This is a genomic window from Streptomyces canus (assembly GCF_041435015.1).
Taxonomy (GTDB): Bacteria; Actinomycetota; Actinomycetes; order Streptomycetales; family Streptomycetaceae; genus Streptomyces; species Streptomyces canus_G.
This window is the reverse complement of sequence record NZ_CP107989.1, coordinates 3443374-3461671: the sequence shown is the minus strand read 5'-3', so window position 1 is coordinate 3461671 and position 18298 is coordinate 3443374. Positions and strand designations below refer to the sequence as shown.

The 18298-nt window shown below is 70.1% G+C and carries 12 protein-coding genes; 5 read left to right on the top strand and 7 right to left on the bottom strand.

All coding sequences use genetic code 11. The features are described from left to right. Positions 1-8 precede the first annotated feature (8 nt). The 4 genes from OG841_RS15260 (at position 9) to OG841_RS15245 (ending at position 3721) form a co-directional block, all read left to right on the top strand. Positions 9-518 carry an Lrp/AsnC family transcriptional regulator gene (locus OG841_RS15260; RefSeq protein ID WP_328640972.1) on the top strand — a complete coding sequence of 170 codons (510 nt, stop codon included), beginning with the start codon at positions 9-11 and terminating at the stop codon, positions 516-518. 29 nt (positions 519-547) lie between these two features. After that, positions 548-976, top strand: a complete 429-nt coding sequence (locus OG841_RS15255) for a MerR family transcriptional regulator (protein WP_059211407.1) — start codon at positions 548-550, stop codon at positions 974-976. Positions 977-990: 14 nt separating this feature from the next. Continuing rightward, the gene (locus OG841_RS15250; RefSeq protein WP_328643660.1) at positions 991-1305 is read left to right on the top strand and encodes a thioredoxin family protein; all 315 of its coding nucleotides are present in this window, start codon (positions 991-993) and stop codon (positions 1303-1305) included. Positions 1306-1432: 127 nt separating this feature from the next. Continuing rightward, entirely contained in the window at positions 1433-3721 is a 2289-nt protein-coding gene (locus OG841_RS15245) for a HelD family protein (protein WP_371570700.1), read from the top strand. Positions 3722-3761: 40 nt separating this feature from the next. Here the strand turns inward: OG841_RS15245 and glgB are convergent, their stop codons facing one another. The 5 genes from glgB to OG841_RS15220 all read right to left on the bottom strand — a co-directional run bounded on the left by glgB (position 3762) and on the right by OG841_RS15220 (position 12977). Beyond that, positions 3762-6251 (bottom strand): 1,4-alpha-glucan branching enzyme, encoded by a 2490-nt coding sequence (gene glgB / locus OG841_RS15240; protein WP_371565705.1) that lies wholly within the window; start codon positions 6249-6251, stop codon positions 3762-3764. A 33-nt stretch (positions 6252-6284) separates the two neighbouring features. Further along, complete coding sequence (locus tag OG841_RS15235) at positions 6285-7673, bottom strand: maltokinase N-terminal cap-like domain-containing protein (RefSeq protein ID WP_328640974.1); 1389 nt, start codon at positions 7671-7673, stop codon at positions 6285-6287. Positions 7674-7769: 96 nt separating this feature from the next. Further along, entirely contained in the window at positions 7770-9470 is a 1701-nt protein-coding gene (gene treS, locus OG841_RS15230) for a maltose alpha-D-glucosyltransferase (protein WP_328640975.1), read from the bottom strand. Then, a complete protein-coding gene (locus OG841_RS15225) occupies positions 9467-11557 on the bottom strand; it encodes an alpha-1,4-glucan--maltose-1-phosphate maltosyltransferase (RefSeq protein ID WP_371565702.1) in 2091 nt (696 codons plus the stop codon). Before OG841_RS15225 ends, treS begins: the two co-directional genes overlap by 4 nt. Before the next feature lie 211 nt (positions 11558-11768). Beyond that, positions 11769-12977, bottom strand: coding sequence for a S8 family peptidase (locus tag OG841_RS15220; RefSeq protein WP_328640977.1), 1209 nt, complete (start codon positions 12975-12977; stop codon positions 11769-11771). 330 nt (positions 12978-13307) lie between these two features. Between OG841_RS15220 and OG841_RS15215 the strand changes: the two genes are divergently transcribed. Continuing rightward, on the top strand, positions 13308-15926 hold the full coding sequence (locus OG841_RS15215) for a glycosyltransferase family 1 protein (RefSeq protein ID WP_328640978.1): 2619 nt from the start codon (positions 13308-13310) through the stop codon (positions 15924-15926). Positions 15927-15956: 30 nt separating this feature from the next. On the opposite strand, the gene OG841_RS15210 is transcribed toward OG841_RS15215, so the two are convergent. Both OG841_RS15210 and OG841_RS15205 read right to left on the bottom strand, forming a co-directional pair. Then, positions 15957-16466, bottom strand: a complete 510-nt coding sequence (locus OG841_RS15210; RefSeq protein WP_328640979.1) for a DUF1990 domain-containing protein — start codon at positions 16464-16466, stop codon at positions 15957-15959. Between the two features lie 70 nt (positions 16467-16536). Further along, positions 16537-18204 (bottom strand): M4 family metallopeptidase, encoded by a 1668-nt coding sequence (locus OG841_RS15205; protein WP_328640980.1) that lies wholly within the window; start codon positions 18202-18204, stop codon positions 16537-16539. Between the last annotated feature and the right edge of the window lie 94 nt (positions 18205-18298).

Sequence of the window (18298 nt, the reverse complement as noted above, 5' to 3'; positions counted from 1 at the left end):
GGGGAATCATGGGAGCTCGGGGAGTTGCGCCGAAAGAACCATGGAAGCTGCGTGCCACCGCCGACGAAACCTCGGTCACCTTCGACGTGCTGGACCGGCAGATCCTGGAGCTCCTCCAGACCGACGGCCGGATCAAGCTCAGCGAGCTGGGCCGCCGGGTGCGGCTGAGCCCGGCGGCGGTCACCGAGCGGGTGCGGCGGCTCGAGGCGGCGGGCGTGATCAGCGGCTACGGCGCCCACGTGGTTCCGTCCCGGCTCGGCTACGGCATCCAGGCGTTCATCCGGGTCAGCCCGCACGGCGGCTACACCCTGCGGCATCCGAGGACCCTGGAGCTGATGGAGCGCCCCGAGATCACCGAGGTGCACCACGTGGTCGGAGAGGACTGCTGGATCCTCAAGGTCGCCGTGCGGGACACCGTCCACCTGGAGGACGTCCTGGAAGACGTCTCCACCCTGGGTCGCACGACGACGTCGATCGTGCTGACCTCTCCGGTCCAGCGCAAACCGCTCTTGCCTTGACGCCGGCGTCAAGGACTACGTTCCCAGGCATGCGAATCGGCGAGCTGGCCGCACGGGCCGGGACCACGACGCGGACGCTGCGCTACTACGAGGCGCGGGGCCTGCTGCCCGCGCGGCGCGGCCACAACGGATACCGGACCTACGACGAGGACGACCTGAAGCTGCTCCGGCAGATCCGGACGCTCCAGGACTTCGGGTTCGACCTGGAGGAGACCCGGCCGTTCGTGGAGTGTCTGCGGGCCGGTCACCCCGAGGGCGATGCGTGCCCCGCCTCGCTCGCGGTCTACCGGCGCAAGCTCGGTGAACTGGACGCGCTGATCGGCGAGTTGCAGTCCGTTCGGGCCCAGGTCGGGCAGCAGCTGGAGCGGGCCGAGCGGGCGCGAGACGGGCTGGCCGCCGACGCGGAGGTTCCGGGTGGTCCGGAGCCGCAGTGCGAACTGGGAGGGATCCACAGGTGATCAGGGCAGCGGGTGTGGCAGAGGTGACGGACACGGACTTCGAGACGGAGGTGCTCGGTTCGGAGCTGCCGGTGCTGGTGGAGTTCACCGCCGACTGGTGTCCGCCGTGCCGGCAGATGGGGCCGGTGCTCACGGCTCTCGCCGCGGAGGAGGGCGAGCGGCTCAAGGTGGTCCAACTGGACGTCGACACCAATCCGCTGACCACAAACGCCTACAGGGTGCTGTCGATGCCCACCTTCATGGTGTTCCGGGGCGGGGAGCCGGTCCGGTCGATGGTGGGGGCGAGGCCCAAGCGGCGGCTGCTGGAGGAGCTGACGGACGTCCTGTGACCTGACGGAATACAAAGAAATCCCCCGGGCGATTGCGCCCGGGGGATTTCTCTGCGTATATTCAATGATTCGCGACTTCAATGCCCATAGAGGCGTGAGTCGCAAAGAAGCTCAGTGAGCAGAGTATATCCGGGCGGGAGTGGAATTGTCAAACACCGGTTTTCCGGACGATGAATTGCGGCAGGAGCAGGAATTCATCGACGGGCTGTACGCACATGTGGACGCCCTGCGCGGCGACACCGAGGACTCCGTCACGGACGCGCTCGCCCAGGGCGACACTCCCATGCAGGCGCGCCTCGAGCGGGACATCCTGGTCGCCGAGCGCTCGGGGCTGCTGGCGGCGCTGAACGCGGTCGACGGTTCGCTCTGCTTCGGCCGGATCGACCTCACCTCGGGAACCACCCATCACATCGGGCGGATCGGACTGCGCACCGAGGACGCCGAACGCACCCCGATCCTCATCGACTGGCGGGCCGGCGTCGCCCGCCCCTTCTACCTGGCCACCGGCCACACCCCGATGGGCCTGCGCCGTCGCCGGCACATCGGCACCGAGGGCCGCCGGGTGACCGACCTGCACGACGAGATCCTCGACCTGGGCGACCAGGAACGGACCGGCCACGAGGACCCGACCGGCGACGCCGTGCTGCTCGCCGCGCTCAACTCCGCGCGCACCGGACGCATGAGCGACATCGTGCAGACCATCCAGGCCGAGCAGGACGAGATCATCCGCGCCCCCCACCGCGGGGTGCTGGTGGTCGAGGGCGGTCCGGGCACCGGCAAGACGGCCGTCGCCCTGCACCGGGCCGCGTATCTTCTCTACGAACACCGGGAGTTGCTGGCCAAGCGTGCCGTGCTGATCGTCGGCCCCAACCCCGCCTTCCTCGGCTACATCGGCGAGGTGCTGCCCTCGCTGGGCGAGACCGGCGTGCTGCTCGCGACGGTCGGAGAGCTCTTCCCCGGCGTGAAGGCGACGGCGACCGACAGCCGCGCGGCGGCCGCGGTGAAGGGGCGCGCCGCCATGGCGGACGTCCTCGCCGACGTCGTACGCGACTGGCAGGCCCTGCCCGACCCGGTGATCGCGATCGAGCACGACCGCGAGATCCTCATGCTCGACGACGGCCTGGTGAAGGTCGCCCGTGAGCGCACCCGGGCCGCCCGGCTGCCGCACAACGTGGCGCGTGAACACTTCGAGGGCCACATCCTCAACACGCTCACCGACATGGTCGCCGAACGCATCGGCACGGATCCGTTCGACGGGACGAATCTGCTGGACCCGAGCGACATCACCCAGATCCGCGAAGAACTCGCCGAGAACCCCGAAGTCTGGGCGGCCATCGAGCAGTTGTGGCCCCGTCTGACCCCGCAGCGGCTGGTCGCTGACTTCCTCGCCGATCCGGTCGGCTACCTCCCCGACGAGGACGCGGCCGCCATCCGCCGTCCGGTGACCCGGGGGTGGACGGTGGCGGACGTACCCCTGCTCGACGAGGCGGCGGAACTCCTCGGCGTGGACGAACGGCTGGCCCGGGCCCGGGCCGAGCGCGAGCGCGAGAACCAGGTCGCGTACGCGCAGGGTGTGCTGGACGTGTCGTACGCCTCGCGGACCTATGAGTTCGACGACAAGGACGAGGAGGACTCCGAGGTCCTGTCCGCGCACGACATCATCGACGCCGAGCGGTTCGCCGAGCGGCAGGAGGAGGACGACCACCGCAGCGCCGCCGAGCGCGCGGCGGCCGACCGCACGTGGGCGTTCGGGCACATCATCGTCGACGAGGCGCAGGAGCTGTCGCCGATGGCCTGGCGGCTGCTCATGCGGCGCAGCCCGACCCGTTCGATGACCCTGGTCGGCGACCCGGCGCAGACCGCGGAGGCGGCGGGCGTGGGCTCGTGGCAGAAGATCCTCGAGCCGTACGTCGAGGACCGCTGGGAGCACGCCCGGCTGGGCGTCAACTACCGCACCCCGGCCGAGATCATGGAGCTCGCGGCGGCCGTGGTGCGCGCCTCGGACCCCGGCTTCGAGCCGCCGAGTTCGGTGCGGTCGACAGGGGTGCGGCCGTGGGTGCGCGCCACCGACGACCTGCCCGGCGCGGTCGCGGAGGCGGTGAAGGAGCTGACCCCCGCCGAGGGGCGGCTCGCGGTCATCGCCCCGCGCCATCTGCACCGCAGGCTGGCGGCCCGGCTCGACGGGGTGACCGCGGGCGCGGAGCCGGACCTGACGCGGACCGTCGTACTCCTCGACCCCCGGCAGTCGAAGGGCCTGGAATTCGACTCCGTGCTCGTGGTCGAGCCGGGGCTGTACGGCACGAGCGACCTCTATGTGGCGCTGACCCGGGCGACCCAGCGGCTGGGGGTGCTGCACACGGGCCGGCTGCCGAAGGCGCTCGCCGACACCTCCGTATCGGCGATCACCGAGCCGTAACAGTTCCCGCCATGGTCACCGAGGGCCGGCCCGGCCGGCGCTACGCCGGCCGCAGCCACACCGTCGCCAGGGGTGGCAGCGTCACCTGGATGCTGGCCGGGCGGCCGTGCCAGGCCTGGGGGTCCGGTTTCACGATCTCCGGGTTGGTGACGTCGCCGCCGCCGTACCTGGCGGTGTCCGTGTTCAGGGACTCCAGCCAGGCCGGGACGTCGTCCGGGGCGCCCAGGCGGTAGTTGGGGCGGACCACGGGGGAGAGGTTGGTGACCGCGAGGAGCGGGGATCCCTCCGCGTCGTAGCGGAGGAAGGCGAAGACGTTGTCCTCGGACGCGTCGCCCACGATCCACTGGAAGCCCGAGGGGTCCGTGTCGCGCTGCCAGAGGGCCGGGGTGTGGCGGTAGACGACGTTCAGGTCGCGAACCAGGTCGCGGACGCCCCGGTGGTCGGCCTCCGCGCCGTAGGCCGGATCCAGGAGCCACCAGTCGGGACCGTGCGCCTCCGACCATTCGGCGCCCTGGGCGAACTCCTGGCCCATGAAGAGGAGTTGCTTGCCGGGGTGGGCCCACATGAAGGCCAGATAGGCGCGGAGATTGGCGCGCTGCTGCCACCAGTCGCCCGGCATCTTCGAGACCAGCGAGCGTTTGCCGTGGACGACCTCGTCGTGGGAGATGGGCAGGACGTAGTTCTCGCTGTACGCGTACACCATCGAGAACGTCATCTCGTGGTGGTGGTACTTGCGGTGCACCGGCTCGTGGGCCATGTAGTCCAGCGAGTCGTGCATCCAGCCCATGTTCCACTTCAGGCCGAAGCCGAGGCCGCCGAAGCCGCCCGGGCCCATGTGGTGCGTCGCGCGGGTGACGCCGTCCCAGGCCGTGGACTCCTCCGCGATCGTCACCACGCCCGGGACCCGCCGGTAGACCGTCGCGTTCATCTCCTGGAGGAAGTCCACCGCGTCCAGGTTCTCCCGGCCGCCGTGCACGTTCGGGACCCACTGGCCCGGCTCGCGCGAGTAGTCGAGGTAGAGCATCGAGGCGACCGCGTCGACCCGCAGGCCGTCGATGTGGAACTCCTCGCACCAGTAAACGGCGTTCGCCACCAGGAAGTTGCGGACCTCACGGCGGCCGTAGTCGAACTCCAGCGTCCCCCAGTCAGGGTGGGCCGCGCGCAGCGGGTCCTCGTGTTCGTACAGGGTGCGGCCGTCGAACTCGGCGAGCGCCCAGTCGTCGCGCGGGAAGTGGGCGGGCACCCAGTCCATCAGTACGCCGATGCCGGCCTGGTGGAGCGCGTCGACGAGGTACTTGAAGTCGTCGGGGGTGCCCAGACGGGCCGTGGGCGCGTAGAAGCCGGTGACCTGGTAGCCCCAGGAGCCGCCGAAGGGGTGCTCGGCGACCGGCATCAGCTCGACGTGGGTGAAGCCGAGGTCCTTGACGTACGCGGGGAGCTGCTCGGCGAGCTGACGATATGTCAGGCCGGGCCGCCAGGACGGCAGATGGATCTCGTACACCGAGAAGGGAGCCTCGTGCGCGGGGGCGCCCTCCGCACGGCGGGCCAGCCATTCCCCGTCCCCCCACTCGTGGTGCGAGGCGTGGATGATCGAGGACGTGTTGGGCGGGACCTCCGTGCGGCGGGCCAGCGGGTCCGCGCGCCGGGTCTTCGAACCGTCGGGGCGGGTGATCTCGAACTTGTACAGCTCACCCTCGCCGACACCGGGCACGAACAGCTCCCAGATGCCGGTGGAGCCGAGCGAGCGCATCGCGAACGCCGACCCGTCCCAGAAGTTGAAGGTGCCCGACACCCGCACACCGCGCGCGTTCGGCGCCCACACCGTGAAGCGTGTTCCCGTTGCGCCCTGGTGGGTCATGGGCTGGGCGCCCAGCGCCGTCCACAGCTGCTCGTGCCGGCCCTCGCCGATCAGATGCAGGTCGAGGTCGCCCAGCGCGGGCAGGAAGCCGTACGCGTCCTCGGTGTCCTGGACCGTCTCCTCGTACGCCACGAGCAGCCGGTAGGGCGGGACCTCCCGCAGCGCCAGCAGGCCGGTGAAGAAGCCGTCGCCGTCGTCGTGCAGTTCGGCCCGCACGTCCCCGGCCACGACCGTGACGGCCCGGGCGTACGGGCGGAACACCCGGAAGGCCACCCCGCCGGGGACCGGATGCGCGCCGAGCACCCCGTGCGGGTCGTGGTGGGTGCCCGACAGCAGCCGTTCGCGGTCGGCTGCGGGTACCTCCGGTGAGACCGGGACAGCCATGGGTACCTCCGACGCCGGGACCGGTGCGGCGACCTTCTTCGCCTTCGCGGTCCCCTTCTTCGCGGTCTTCGCGGCGGTCTTCTTGGTGACCGCCTTGCTGACGGCGCTCTTCTCGGCGGCCTTCTTCGCCACGGCCTTCTTCGCGGGCGCCTTCTCGGCCACCGGATCCGGCTTCTTCGCGGCGGCCTTCTTGGTCACCGCCTTCTCCGCGGCCTTCTTCACGCTCTTCGCCGCTTTCGCGGCCGACTTCTTCGGGTCCGAACCGCTGGGGGTGGGGCGGGGGGTCACTGGCGGAGCCTCCTCGGCGAAGGTCAGGTCGGGTCAGATCGGGTCGGGCGACGCGTACCGCGCCACCGCGGCCATCGGTACCTGCAGCCAGTCCGGGCGGTGCCGGGCCTCGTAGACGACCTCGTAGATCGCCTTGTCGGTCTCGTACGCGCGCAACAGCACCGGATCGGTCCGCGGGTCCACGCCGCTGACCTCGGCGTATCCGGAACAGTACGCGGCCCGGCACGCCTCGGCCCAGCCCGGTACCGGCAGGTCGGTCGAGTGTGCCGCGTAGTCGAAGGAGCGCAGCATCCCGGCGATGTCCCGGGCCGTGGGCTGCGGCAGCCGGCGTTCGGAGAGCGGCTTGGACGGCTCGCCCTCGAAGTCGATCAGCGACCAGTGCCCGGTCGCCGAGCGCAGACACTGGCCGAGGTGGAGGTCGCCGTGGATGCGCTGGGCGGTCCAGGTGGTGCCCTCGGCGGCGAGATCACCCAGCGCGGTGAACGCGGAGCGCAGACCCGGCGCGTGCGGCCGGAGCGCGGGGACCGCCTGTACGGCCGCCTCCAGCCGCTCGATCATGCCGTCGACGAGCAGGTGCAGCTGCTGGTGCCCCAGCGTCACGGTGGGCAGCGCCCGGGCGAGCGCGGTGTGCACCTCGGCGGTGGCCCGCCCGAGGGCGTGCGCCTCGGCGCCGAAGTCCTCGCCCTTGGCGAGCTCCCGCAGGGCCAGTTCCCAGCCGTCCGAAGCGCCCTGCACGAAGGGCTGGAGCACCGCGAGGGTGTACGGCTCTCCGGCCAGCTCCGCCTCCAGCCACCCCGTCGGCGCGGGCACCCGGGGGCAGCTCTCCCGGGCCAGGGCCAGCGGCAGCTCCAGGTCGGGGTTGACGCCGGGCACGACCCGGCGCAGGAGTTTCAGGATGAACGTATCTCCGTAGACGATCGACGAATTCGACTGCTCGGCGGTCATCACCCGGGCCACCAGGCCCTCCCGGATCTCCTGCTGCGGGTCCCGCTCGAAAGACAGCCCGCCGATCCGGGTCCCGGTGCGGATCGCTTCCAGGAGCAGTTCGGCGGGCAGTGGGTCGTAGAGGGCGTCGTACGCGGTACGGCCGGTGAGCGGGCCGTCCTCGACGTGGCCGATCAGCGCGGGCGCCAGCCGGGGCGGCAGCGCCTCGCGCAGGCCTATGAGGAGCTGATAGCAGTCCCCGGGATGCGTCGGGGCGCCCACGACGAGCGGCTGGTGGGCGCGGACCAGCAGGTGGTACAGACCGAGCTTGGCCGTGGGCGGCAGCAGTTCGGTGGCCGCCACCAGCGAGAACCCGGTGACCGGGCGCCCCTTGCCCGCGAACCAGCGCTGCCGCGGCAACCACTCGCGCAGAAGTGGATCAAGCGAGGCGAGGAGGCCTGGACTTGTCGTGGCGCTACGGGTGACGGCTTCCGACATGGCGTGGCGTCCTTTCCCCGGGCTGGCTGATCGGGGTGTTACTGATGCGTGCCCCGGGCGCGGCGGTGGAAACCGCCTCGCCCGGGTCCTCGTCGGCTACGCGGCGTCCTTGCGGAGCCGGAACCAGTAGAAGCCGTGCCCGGCGAGGGTCAGCAAGTACGGCAGCTCACCGATGGCCGGGAACCGCACCCCGCCGAACAGCTCGACCGGGTGCCGTCCGTTGAAGGCACTCAGGTCCAGCTCCGTCGGCTGCGCGAACCTGGAGAAGTTGTGCACACACAGGACCAGGTCGTCCTCGTACTCCCTGAGGAACGCGATCACCGCCGGGTTCGACGACGGGAGCTCGGTGTAGGAGCCGAGGCCGAAGGCGGCGTTCTGCTTGCGGATCTCGATCATCCGGCGGGTCCAGTGCAGCAACGACGAGGGCGACGCCATCGACGCCTCGACGTTGGTGACCTGGTAGCCGTAGACGGGGTCCATGATGGTCGGCAGATAGAGCCGCCCGGGGTCGCAGGAGGAAAAGCCTGCGTTACGGTCCGGTGTCCACTGCATCGGGGTGCGTACGGCGTCGCGGTCGCCGAGCCAGATGTTGTCGCCCATGCCGATCTCGTCGCCGTAGTAGAGGATCGGCGAGCCGGGCAGGGACAGCAGCAGGGCGGTGAAGAGCTCGATCTGATTGCGGTCGTTGTCGAGGAGAGGGGCGAGCCGCCGCCGGATGCCGATGTTGGCGCGCATACGCGGGTCCTTCGCGTATTCGGCCCACATGTAGTCGCGTTCCTCGTCGGTGACCATTTCGAGGGTGAGCTCGTCGTGGTTGCGCAGGAAGATGCCCCATTGGCAGTTGTTGGGGATGGCCGGCGTCTTGGCGAGGATTTCCGAGACGGGGTAGCGGGATTCCCGGCGGACCGCCATGAAGATGCGGGGCATGACCGGGAAGTGGAACGCCATGTGGCATTCGTCGCCGCCGCTCTCGAAGTCGCCGAAGTAGTCGACGACGTCCTCCGGCCACTGGTTCGCCTCCGCCAGCACCACCGTGTCCGGGTAGGAGGCGTCGATCTCCTTGCGGACCCGCTTGAGGAAGTCATGGGTCGCCGGCAGGTTCTCGCAGTTGGTGCCCTCCTCCTGGTACAGGTAGGGGACCGCGTCGAGGCGGAAGCCGTCGATGCCCAGGTCCAGCCAGAACCGCAGGGCGGAGATCATCTCCTCCTGGACGGCCGGGTTCTCGTAGTTGAGATCCGGCTGGTGGGAGAAGAAGCGGTGCCAGTAGTACTGCTTGCGCACCGGGTCGAAGGTCCAGTTGGAGGCCTCGGTGTCGACGAAGATGATCCGGGCGTCCTGGTACTGCTTGTCGTCGTCCGCCCACACGTAGTAGTCGCCGTAGGGGCCGTCGGGATTGGCCCGGGACTCCTGGAACCACGGGTGCTGGTCGCTGGTGTGGTTCATGACGAAGTCGATGATCACGCGCATGCCGCGGTGATGGGCGGCGTCGACGAACTCCACGAAGTCGGCGAGGTCGCCGAACTCCGGCAGGACGGCGGTGTAGTCGGAGACGTCGTAGCCGCCGTCCCGGAGCGGTGACTTGAAGAACGGCGGCAGCCACAGGCAGTCGACGCCCAGCCACTGCAGGTAGTCGAGTTTGGCGGTCAGGCCCTTGAGGTCGCCGACGCCGTCGCCGTTGCTGTCCTGGAAGGAGCGGACGAGGACCTCGTAGAAGACGGCCCGCTTGAACCAGTCCGGGTCCCGGTCCTTGGCAGGGGTGTCCTCGAAGGTGTCGTGGACGGGCTCGTTGACGATCATGTTGTGGGTGACCCTCCGATCTGCGGGGTGGACGGTCGCAGGACGGTGAGGATGTGCGCGGGGCGAGTGCCCGGTTCGAGACGCACGTAGTTCGCCCTGCCCCAGTGGTAGGTCTCGCCGGTGAGCTCGTCGCGCACCGGCACCGACTCGTGCCATTCCAGGCCGAGTTGCGGCATGTCCAACGAGACCGTGGCCTCCTGGGTGTGGTGCGGATCGAGGTTCACGACCACCAGAACCGTGTTCGAACCGCGCCGCTTCGAGTACGCGATCACCGCGTCCTTGTCCGCGTGATGGAAATGGAGGTCGCGCAACTGCCGTAGGGCCGGGTTGTCCCGCCTGATGGTGTTGAGCTGGGTGATCAGGGGGGCGAGGGTGTCGGGGGTGTCCCAGTCGCGGGCCTTGAGCTGGTACTTCTCCGAGTTGAGGTATTCCTCGCTGCCCTCCCGTAGCGGGGTGTTCTCGGCGAGTTCGTAGCCGGAGTAGATGCCCCAGGTCGGCGAGAGGGTCGCGGCCAGGACCGCGCGCAGCGCGAACGCGGGCCGGCCGCCGTGCTGGAGGAACTCGTGCAGGATGTCGGGGGTGTTGGCGAAGAAGTTCGGCCGCATGTAGGAGGCCGCCTCACCGGAGAGTTCGCTCAGGTACGCGGTGAGTTCTTCCTTGGTGGTGCGCCAGGTGAAGTAGGTGTAGGACTGCTGGAAGCCGATCTGGGCCAGGGTGTGCATCATCGCCGGGCGGGTGAACGCCTCGGCCAGGAAGATCACGTCCGGGTCGGTGGCGTTGATGTCCGCGATCACCCGCTCCCAGAACACCACCGGCTTGGTGTGCGGATTGTCCACCCGGAAGATCCGCACCCCGTGGTCCATCCAGTGCCGCAGCACCCGCAGCGTCTCCGCGATCAGCCCGTCCATGTCGGCGTCGAAGGCGATCGGGTAGATGTCCTGGTACTTCTTCGGCGGGTTCTCCGCGTACGCGATGGTGCCGTCGGGGCGGTGGTGGAACCACTCCGGGTGCTTGTGCACCCAGGGATGATCCGGCGAGCACTGCAGCGCGAAGTCCAGCGCGATCTCCAGACCCAGCTTGCCGGCCTCCGCCACGAACCAGTCGAAGTCCTCCAGCGTACCCAGGTCCGGGTTGACCGCGTCATGCCCGCCCTCCGGCGAGCCGATCGCCCACGGCACGCCCACATCGTCGGGACCGGCGGACAGGGTGTTGTTGCGGCCCTTGCGGAAGGTGCTGCCGATCGGATGGATCGGCGGCAGATAGACCACGTCGAAACCCATCGCCGCGATCGCCGGCAGCCGGCGCGCCGCAGTGCGGAACGTGCCGTGCGGCCGCTGCGGGGTGCCCTCCGAGCGCGGGAAGAACTCGTACCACGACCCGAACAGCGCCCGCTCCCGCTCCACCAGCAGCGGTAGCGTCTCCGACGCCGTGATCAACTCCCGCAGCGGGTACCTTGCCAGTACGGCGTCCACCTCGGGCGTCAACGCGGCCGCCAGACGGGCGGCGGCGGGCCGGGTCTCGTCGCGGAGGGCGTGGATGGCCGCGAGGATCACGCCGTTCCGGCCGTCGTCGGGCACGCCGACGGCGGCCCGCTCGTAGAGCCGGGCACCCTCCTCCAGGACCATTTCGGTGTCCATGCCCGCCGGGATCTTGATCTGGGCGTGGTGCCGCCAGGTGGTGACGGGGTCGCCCCAGGCCTCGACGGTGAAGGTCCACAGACCCGGGCTGCCGGCGGTGACGGTGGCGCCCCAGCGATCGGTGCCCGGGGTCAGTTCGTGCAGGGGGGTCCACGGTCCGGCGCGGTCTTCCGGATCCTTCAGTACGACATTCGCGGCGACCGCGTCATGGCCCTCACGGAACACGGTGGCCGAGATCTCGAACGTCTCTCCGGTGACCGCCTTCGCGGGCCGGCGCCCGCGCTGGACCACCGGGCGGACGTCGAGGACCGGTATGCGTCCGATGGCCGGAGCCGGTCCCGCTGGTGTGGAGGGTCGCTCCTGGCGCGGTGGTCCGGGGTCGACGGGACGCGTGGTGGACGCGTCGGTGCTGGACGTCGGGGGTGCTGACGAATGGTGCGTGGCGGGCATGACCGCTCCTGTCCGCGTCAACTTTGGGTGGGCGGATGGATGTGGGGAGGGGGTCCTGCGTGGCGTACCGGTGAACCTACCTGAGCCGTGTACCGCAGGAGCCTTCCCACCCTATTCGGGTAGGCAATCCAGCACTTTGTTAACTACTCACGCGTATGTCTTTACACAAAACAGGCCCCGTTCTCGCCGAACGGGGCCGCCTTGCGGACGCTTACCCCTGGGGGCCGGGCACCTGGAGAAGTTTGTCCGGTGAACCCGCGCCCCGACCGGACACCTTCCCGGAGGCCGCCATTTTCACCAGCGCTTTACCGACCTGCGCCGGAGTGGCCTTCGGGTGGCCGGCGAGGTACAGCGCGGCCGTGCCCGCCGCGTGCGGTGTCGCCATCGACGTTCCCGAGTAGGTCGCCCTGGCGGTGTCGCTCGTGATGCCCGCGGAGGTGATCGAGACTCCTGGTGCGAACAGGTCGAGGGCGGATCCGTAGTTCGAGAAGCCCGCCCGGGTGTCCTTCGTGTCGGTCGCGCCGACCGTGATCGCCTGCGGTACGTCGGCGGGCGAGTAGAGCCCGGCCGGCAGGCCGTCGTTGCCCGCAGCGACCGTGTAGGTCACTCCGGACGCGATGGACGTGCGGACGGCGGCGTCCAGCTGGGCACTGTGGGAGCCGCCCAGGCTGAGGTTGGCGACCGCCGGCTTCCGCGCGTTCTTCGTCACCCAGTCGATACCGGCGATGACCTGGGCGGTCGTGCCCGATCCGTTGTTGTCGAGGACGCGTACGGCCACCACCTTCGCCTGTTTGGCCACGCCGTACCGGGTGCCGGCGACGGTGGCCGCCACGTGGGTGCCGTGGCCGTTGCCGTCGCCCGCCGAGCCGTCGCCCCCGACGAAGTCCCAGCCGTAGGCCGCCCGGCCCCCGAAGTCCTTGTGGGAGATCCGGATGCCGGTGTCGATCACGTACACCGTCGTTCCGGCGCCCGCGGACTCCGGCGAGGTGTAGGACCTGTCCAGCGGCAGTTTCGGCTGGTCGACCCGGTCCAGGCCCCAGGACGGCGGGTTCTTCTGGGTGCGCTCCAGGGTCACCCGGGTGTCCTGGACGACCGAGTCCACACGGGAGTCCGCCGCGAGCCGCCTGGCCTGTCTCTCGTCGGCCCGGATCGCGTAACCGTTGAGTACCGTGCCGTAGGTATGGCTGATTCTCGCCCCGTACTTCTCGGCGAGTCCTTTTCCGGTCGCCGACGGAGCCTTCGTTCCCCCCTTGAGTGTCACCAGGTAACTCCCGCTGACGGAACCGGGCTCTCCGGCGCCGAGTATCCGCCCCTCCGGTGCGGCGTGCGCGGGCAGGGTGATGGCCGAAAGTGCGGCAGCACAGCTCACCGCGGTCAGGCCCCCCACCCAGCGCAGACGCCGATCTCGCGTCCGTGCCATGACTTGAGTTCCCCTCCTCAGCTCGGCGTACGCAGCCCCGGCGCGCCGGGTGCACCCGGCGTCGGCAGGCACGCCATGGGGAAGCCTCTCGTGCGGTGTGAAGTACCACAAGGACGCCTGCGGGGGTGGAATCGGCCATATCAGCCATGGGGGACATGGGGAGGTTACGGCGATTTTCGGACTGTTCGATCCGGGACGGCTTGAGGGTGACATGGTCTTCTGCCTTGAACCGCGCCGTGGTGACGAGACCCTCCGCACAGATACGGTCGGGGTTGACGACGGGACGCACACCGCCGTGTGTCCCACTCCGCTCGCTCGCCGAGGTGGAATGTGAAGGCGATCCGTCGATTCACCGTCCGACCCGTACTCCCCGATGCCCTGCGGCCCCTGAGCGATCTGGCGCGCAATCTGCGCTGGTCCTGGCACGCGGAGACCCGCGATCTCTTCCAGTCCGTCGATCCGGAGCACTGGGCCGCGTCGGGCGGTGATCCCGTACGACTGCTCGGCAGCGTGCGCCCCGCCCGGCTCGCCGAACTCGCCGAGGACCGTCGCTTCCTGCGCCGGCTCACCGCGGTCGCCGACGATCTCCACGACTACGTCACCGGTGAACGCTGGTACCAGACCCACACCGGTGAACTCCCCGCCGCCGTCGCCTACTTCTCGCCCGAGTTCGGCATCACGGCCGCCCTGCCGCAGTACTCCGGCGGTCTGGGAATCCTGGCGGGCGACCATCTGAAAGCGGCCAGTGACCTGGGCGTACCGCTGATCGGCGTCGGTCTGCTGTACCGCCACGGCTACTTCCGCCAGTCCCTGTCCCGGGACGGCTGGCAGCAGGAGCACTATCCGGTCCTGGACCCCAACGAGCTGCCGGTGGCGCTGCTGAGGGAGGCCGACGGCACCCCGGCACAGGTGTCGCTGGCCCTTCCCGGCGGCAAGCAGCTGCACGCCCGGATCTGGCTCGCCCAGGTCGGCCGGGTGCCCCTGCTGATGCTGGACTCCGACGTCGAGGAGAACGACCTCGGCGAACGCGGGGTGACCGACCGGCTCTACGGCGGCGGCAGCGAACACCGTCTGCTCCAGGAGATGCTGCTGGGGATAGGGGGTGTCCGCGCGGTACGGACGTACTGCCGGCTGACCGGCCACGCCGGCCCCGAGGTGTTCCACACCAACGAGGGGCACGCCGGCTTCCTCGGCCTGGAGCGGATCGCCGAGCTCTGCGACCAGGGAATGGACTTCGACGCCGGCCTGGAGGCGGTCCGGGCGGGGACCGTCTTCACCACGCACACCCCCGTCCCGGCCGGCATCGACCGCTTCGACCGGGAGCTGGTCGCCCGGCACTTCGGCCCCGACGCCGAGCTCCCGCGCATGGACGTGGGCCGGATCCTCGCCCTCGGCATGGAGACCTACCCCGGCGGCGAACCCAACCTCTTCAACATGGCCGTGATGGGCCTGCGCCTCGCCCAGCGAGCCAACGGGGTCTCGCTGTTGCACGGGCAGGTCAGCCGGGAGATGTTCTCCGGACTCTGGCCGGGATTCGACCCCGAGGAGGTGCCGATCACCTCCGTGACCAACGGGGTGCACGCCCCGACCTGGGTCGCGCCCGAGGTGTTCCGGCTCGGCGCCCGGCAGATCGGCGCCCAGCGCACCGAGGACGCGCTGACCGTCGGCGGCTCGGACCGCTGGGACGCCGTGGGCGACATCCCCGACCAGGACGTCTGGGACCTGCGCCGCTCCCTGCGGGAGCAGCTGGTGGTGGAGGTACGGGACCGGCTGCGGGCGTCCTGGCGGCAACGCGGCGCCGGGACGGCGGAGTTGGGCTGGATCGACGGCGTGCTGGACCCCGACGTCCTGACGATCGGATTCGCGCGCCGCGTCCCGTCGTACAAGCGGCTGACCCTGATGCTGCGGGACCGCGACCGGCTGATGGACCTGTTGTTGCACCCCGAACGCCCGATCCAGATCGTGGTGGCGGGCAAGGCGCACCCGGCGGACGACGGCGGGAAGCGGCTGGTCCAGGAGCTGGTGCGGTTCGCGGACGACCCGCGGGTCCGCCACCGGATCGTCTTCCTGCCCGACTACGGCATGGCGATGGCGCAGAAGCTGTACCCGGGCTGCGACATCTGGCTCAACAACCCGCTGCGGCCGCTGGAGGCCTGCGGCACCTCGGGCATGAAGGCGGCGCTCAACGGCTGTCTGAACCTGTCCGTCCTGGACGGCTGGTGGGACGAGTGGTTCCAGCCCGACTTCGGCTGGGCGATCCCGACGGCGGACGGCGTGGGGACCGACCCCGACCGCCGTGACGACATAGAGGCCGACGCCCTCTACGACCTCCTCGAACAGCGGGTGACCCCCCGCTTCTACGAGCAGGGACAAGGAGGCCTCCCCGACCGCTGGATCGAGATGGTCCGCCAGACGCTCACCCTGCTGGGCCCGAAGGTCCTGGCCGGCCGCATGGTCCGCGAGTACGTCGAACGCCTCTACGCCCCGGCGGCCCACGCCCACCGCACGATGGCCCCGGACGTGGCACGCGAGCTCGCGGAGTGGAAGTCCCGGGTGCGGGCGCAGTGGCACGGGGTGACGGTCGACCACGTGGAGACCACGGCCGCGACGACCACGGCCGAACTCGGCACCACGCTCGGCCTCAGGGTCCACGTGGGCCTCGGCGCCCTGGGCCCGGACGACGTGGAGATCCAGGCGGTCTCCGGCCGGGTCGACGAGGAGGACCGCATCGCGGACGCGGCGACGGTCCCGCTGAAGTCGGTGGGCGGGCCGGACGCGGAGGGCCGGTGGGTGTACGAGGGCCCGCTGTCCCTGGACCGCACGGGACCCTTCGGCTACACGGTCCGCATCCTGCCCTCGCATCGGCTGCTGGCGTCGGGCGCGGAGCTGGGGCTGGTGGCGGTGCCTTCGGAAGAGGTGGTGGAGGGGGCCGGGGTGCTCATGCGGTGAACCGCGGGGGCGCGGGCCGGGCTTCTCCGCTCAGCCCGCGTCCTCCCCGCCGCACAGCTTCCGCAGGACCGTCCCGCACTTCCGCGCGTACGCGTGCTGCAGTCCACGGGTCGCCGGGCCGCCCGCCCGCGAGTACCACTTCGCGGCGCGGCTGAACGCCGACACCGTCAGCCATACCGTCCCGTCGCCCGTGCGGTCGACGACGAAGGACTCCTCGCCGGATTCGGGGTGGCCGGCGAGGGTGCCGTAGGCCCAGCCCGCGCGGCGGTGTTCCTCGACCGTCCAGACGACTCGGCAGGGGGCCCTGATGACGCCGGCGAGGGTGACCGTGACGTCCACGTCGGGGGCCGCGCGGTCCGCGGTGGTGTCCATGCCCACGCCCAGGGCGCGGTGCATCTCCCAGGTCAGGACCGCCTCGGAGGCCTTCTGGAAGACGTCGTGACCCTCGCCTATGCGGGTGCGTACGTGCAGGGGGTGGAAGCCGGGCGGGCAGAATCCGCTCCGCCGGGTCGCGCCGACGTCGTCGTACGTGAAGGACATGGGACCCAAGAGTAGGGCGGCACCCGGATATGCCTTCCTTCCGGGTACCGCCCGTCGAGCCTCTCGCGGACTAGCTCACGTTGACCGCGGACCAGGCCGCGGCCACCGCCTTGTACTCGGTGCTGGTGGAGCCGTACAGGGCGGACGCCGCGGACAGCGTGCCCGTGCGCGCCGACTTGTAGTTGGTCGTCGACGTGAAGTACGTCGTCAGCGCCTTGTACCAGATCTGCAGGGCCTTGGCGCGGCCGATGCCGGTGACCGTGGAGCCGTTGGACGTCGGCGAGTTGTAGGACACGCCGTTGATCGTCTTGGCGCCGCTGCCCTCCGAGAGGAGGTAGAAGAAGTGGTTCGCCACGCCCGACGAGTAGTGGACGTCCAGGTTGCCGACCGACGAGGACCAGGAGTCCGCCGAGCCGCCGTCCTTGCTGGGCTTGTCCATGTAGCGCAGCGGCGTGCCGTCGCCGTTGATGTCGATCTCCTCGCCGATGAGGTAGTCACCGACGTCGTTGGAGTTGTTGGCGTAGAACTCCACGCCCGTGCCGAAGATGTCCGAGGTGGCCTCGTTGAGGCCGCCGGACTCACCGGAGTAGTTCAGGCCCGCCGTGTTCGAGGTGACGCCGTGGCTCATCTCGTGGCCTGCCACGTCCAGCGAGGTGAGCGGGCTGACGTTGCCCTCACCGTCGCCGTACGTCATGCAGAAGCAGCCGTCGTCCCAGAACGCGTTGACGTACTGGTTGCCGTAGTGCACGCGGGAGTACGCGCCGACGCCGTTGTTCTTGATGCCGCTGCGGCCGAAGGTGGACTTGTAGAAGTCCCACGTCTCCTGCGCGCCGTAGGTGGCGTCCACCGCCGCGGTCTGGTCGGTGGTGGAGCTGGAGGCCGCGCCGGTGCCCCACACGTTGTCGGCGTCCGTGAACAGGGTGCCCGCGGAGGAGCTGGTGCCGTGGGACTTGTTGTACGTCTTGTGGCTGCCGCGCGTGGCGTCCGTGAGGTTGTACGTCGAGCCGGACTGCGTGGTGCTGAGGCTGACCGTGCCCGAGTACAGGCTCTTGCCGGTGCCGGTCGCGTTCTCGATGCCCTGGTACTCGTAGAGCTTCTTGCCGGTGGCGGCGTCGGTGATGACGTGCAGCTGGTTCGGGGTGCCGTCGTCCTGGAAGCCGCCGACGATCGTCTCGTAGGCGAGGACGGGGGTACCCGAGCCGGCCCAGATCACCTTGCGCGCGCCGTCCGCGGCGGCCTTGTCCGAGCCTGCGGCCTTGGCGGCGGTCAGCGCCTGGGTCTCGGCCTTGGCGACAGTGACCTTCGGGGTCAGCGAGGCGACCTTGATGGTGGCCTTCGTCGCCTTGGAGACGCCTTCGGTCGCACCGGACTTCGACTCGTGGACGACCAGGTCGCCGCCGAGGACGGGGAGACCGGCGTACGTGCGCTCGTAGCGGGTGTGGACCGTACCGTCGGCGTCTCTCAGGACGTCCTTGACGACCAGCTTCTCCTTGGAGCCGAGGCCTATCTCCTGAGCCGTGGTCCCGGCGTCGGCCTGCTGCTCCTTGATGAGGGAGGTGCGCGCGGCCGCGGACAGCTGGACCGGGGCGCCCGCGAGCGTGGCCTTGCCGGTGCCTTCGGCCGGGGTCACGGCGGCGGCACTTCCGGTGGTCAGACCGGTGGTGAGCAGGGCCCCGGCCGCGACGGCGGTGGCGATGGCCAGGGTGGTGCGCTTGTGACGCGCGTAGAGGGGGGTCACACAAGCTCCTTCGTGGGGGAGCCCGGACGGCGTGGGGTTGCCTTCCGGGGTGGTTGTGAAGTTGTGCGGCGGTTGTGAGGAAGCGTGGCATCAA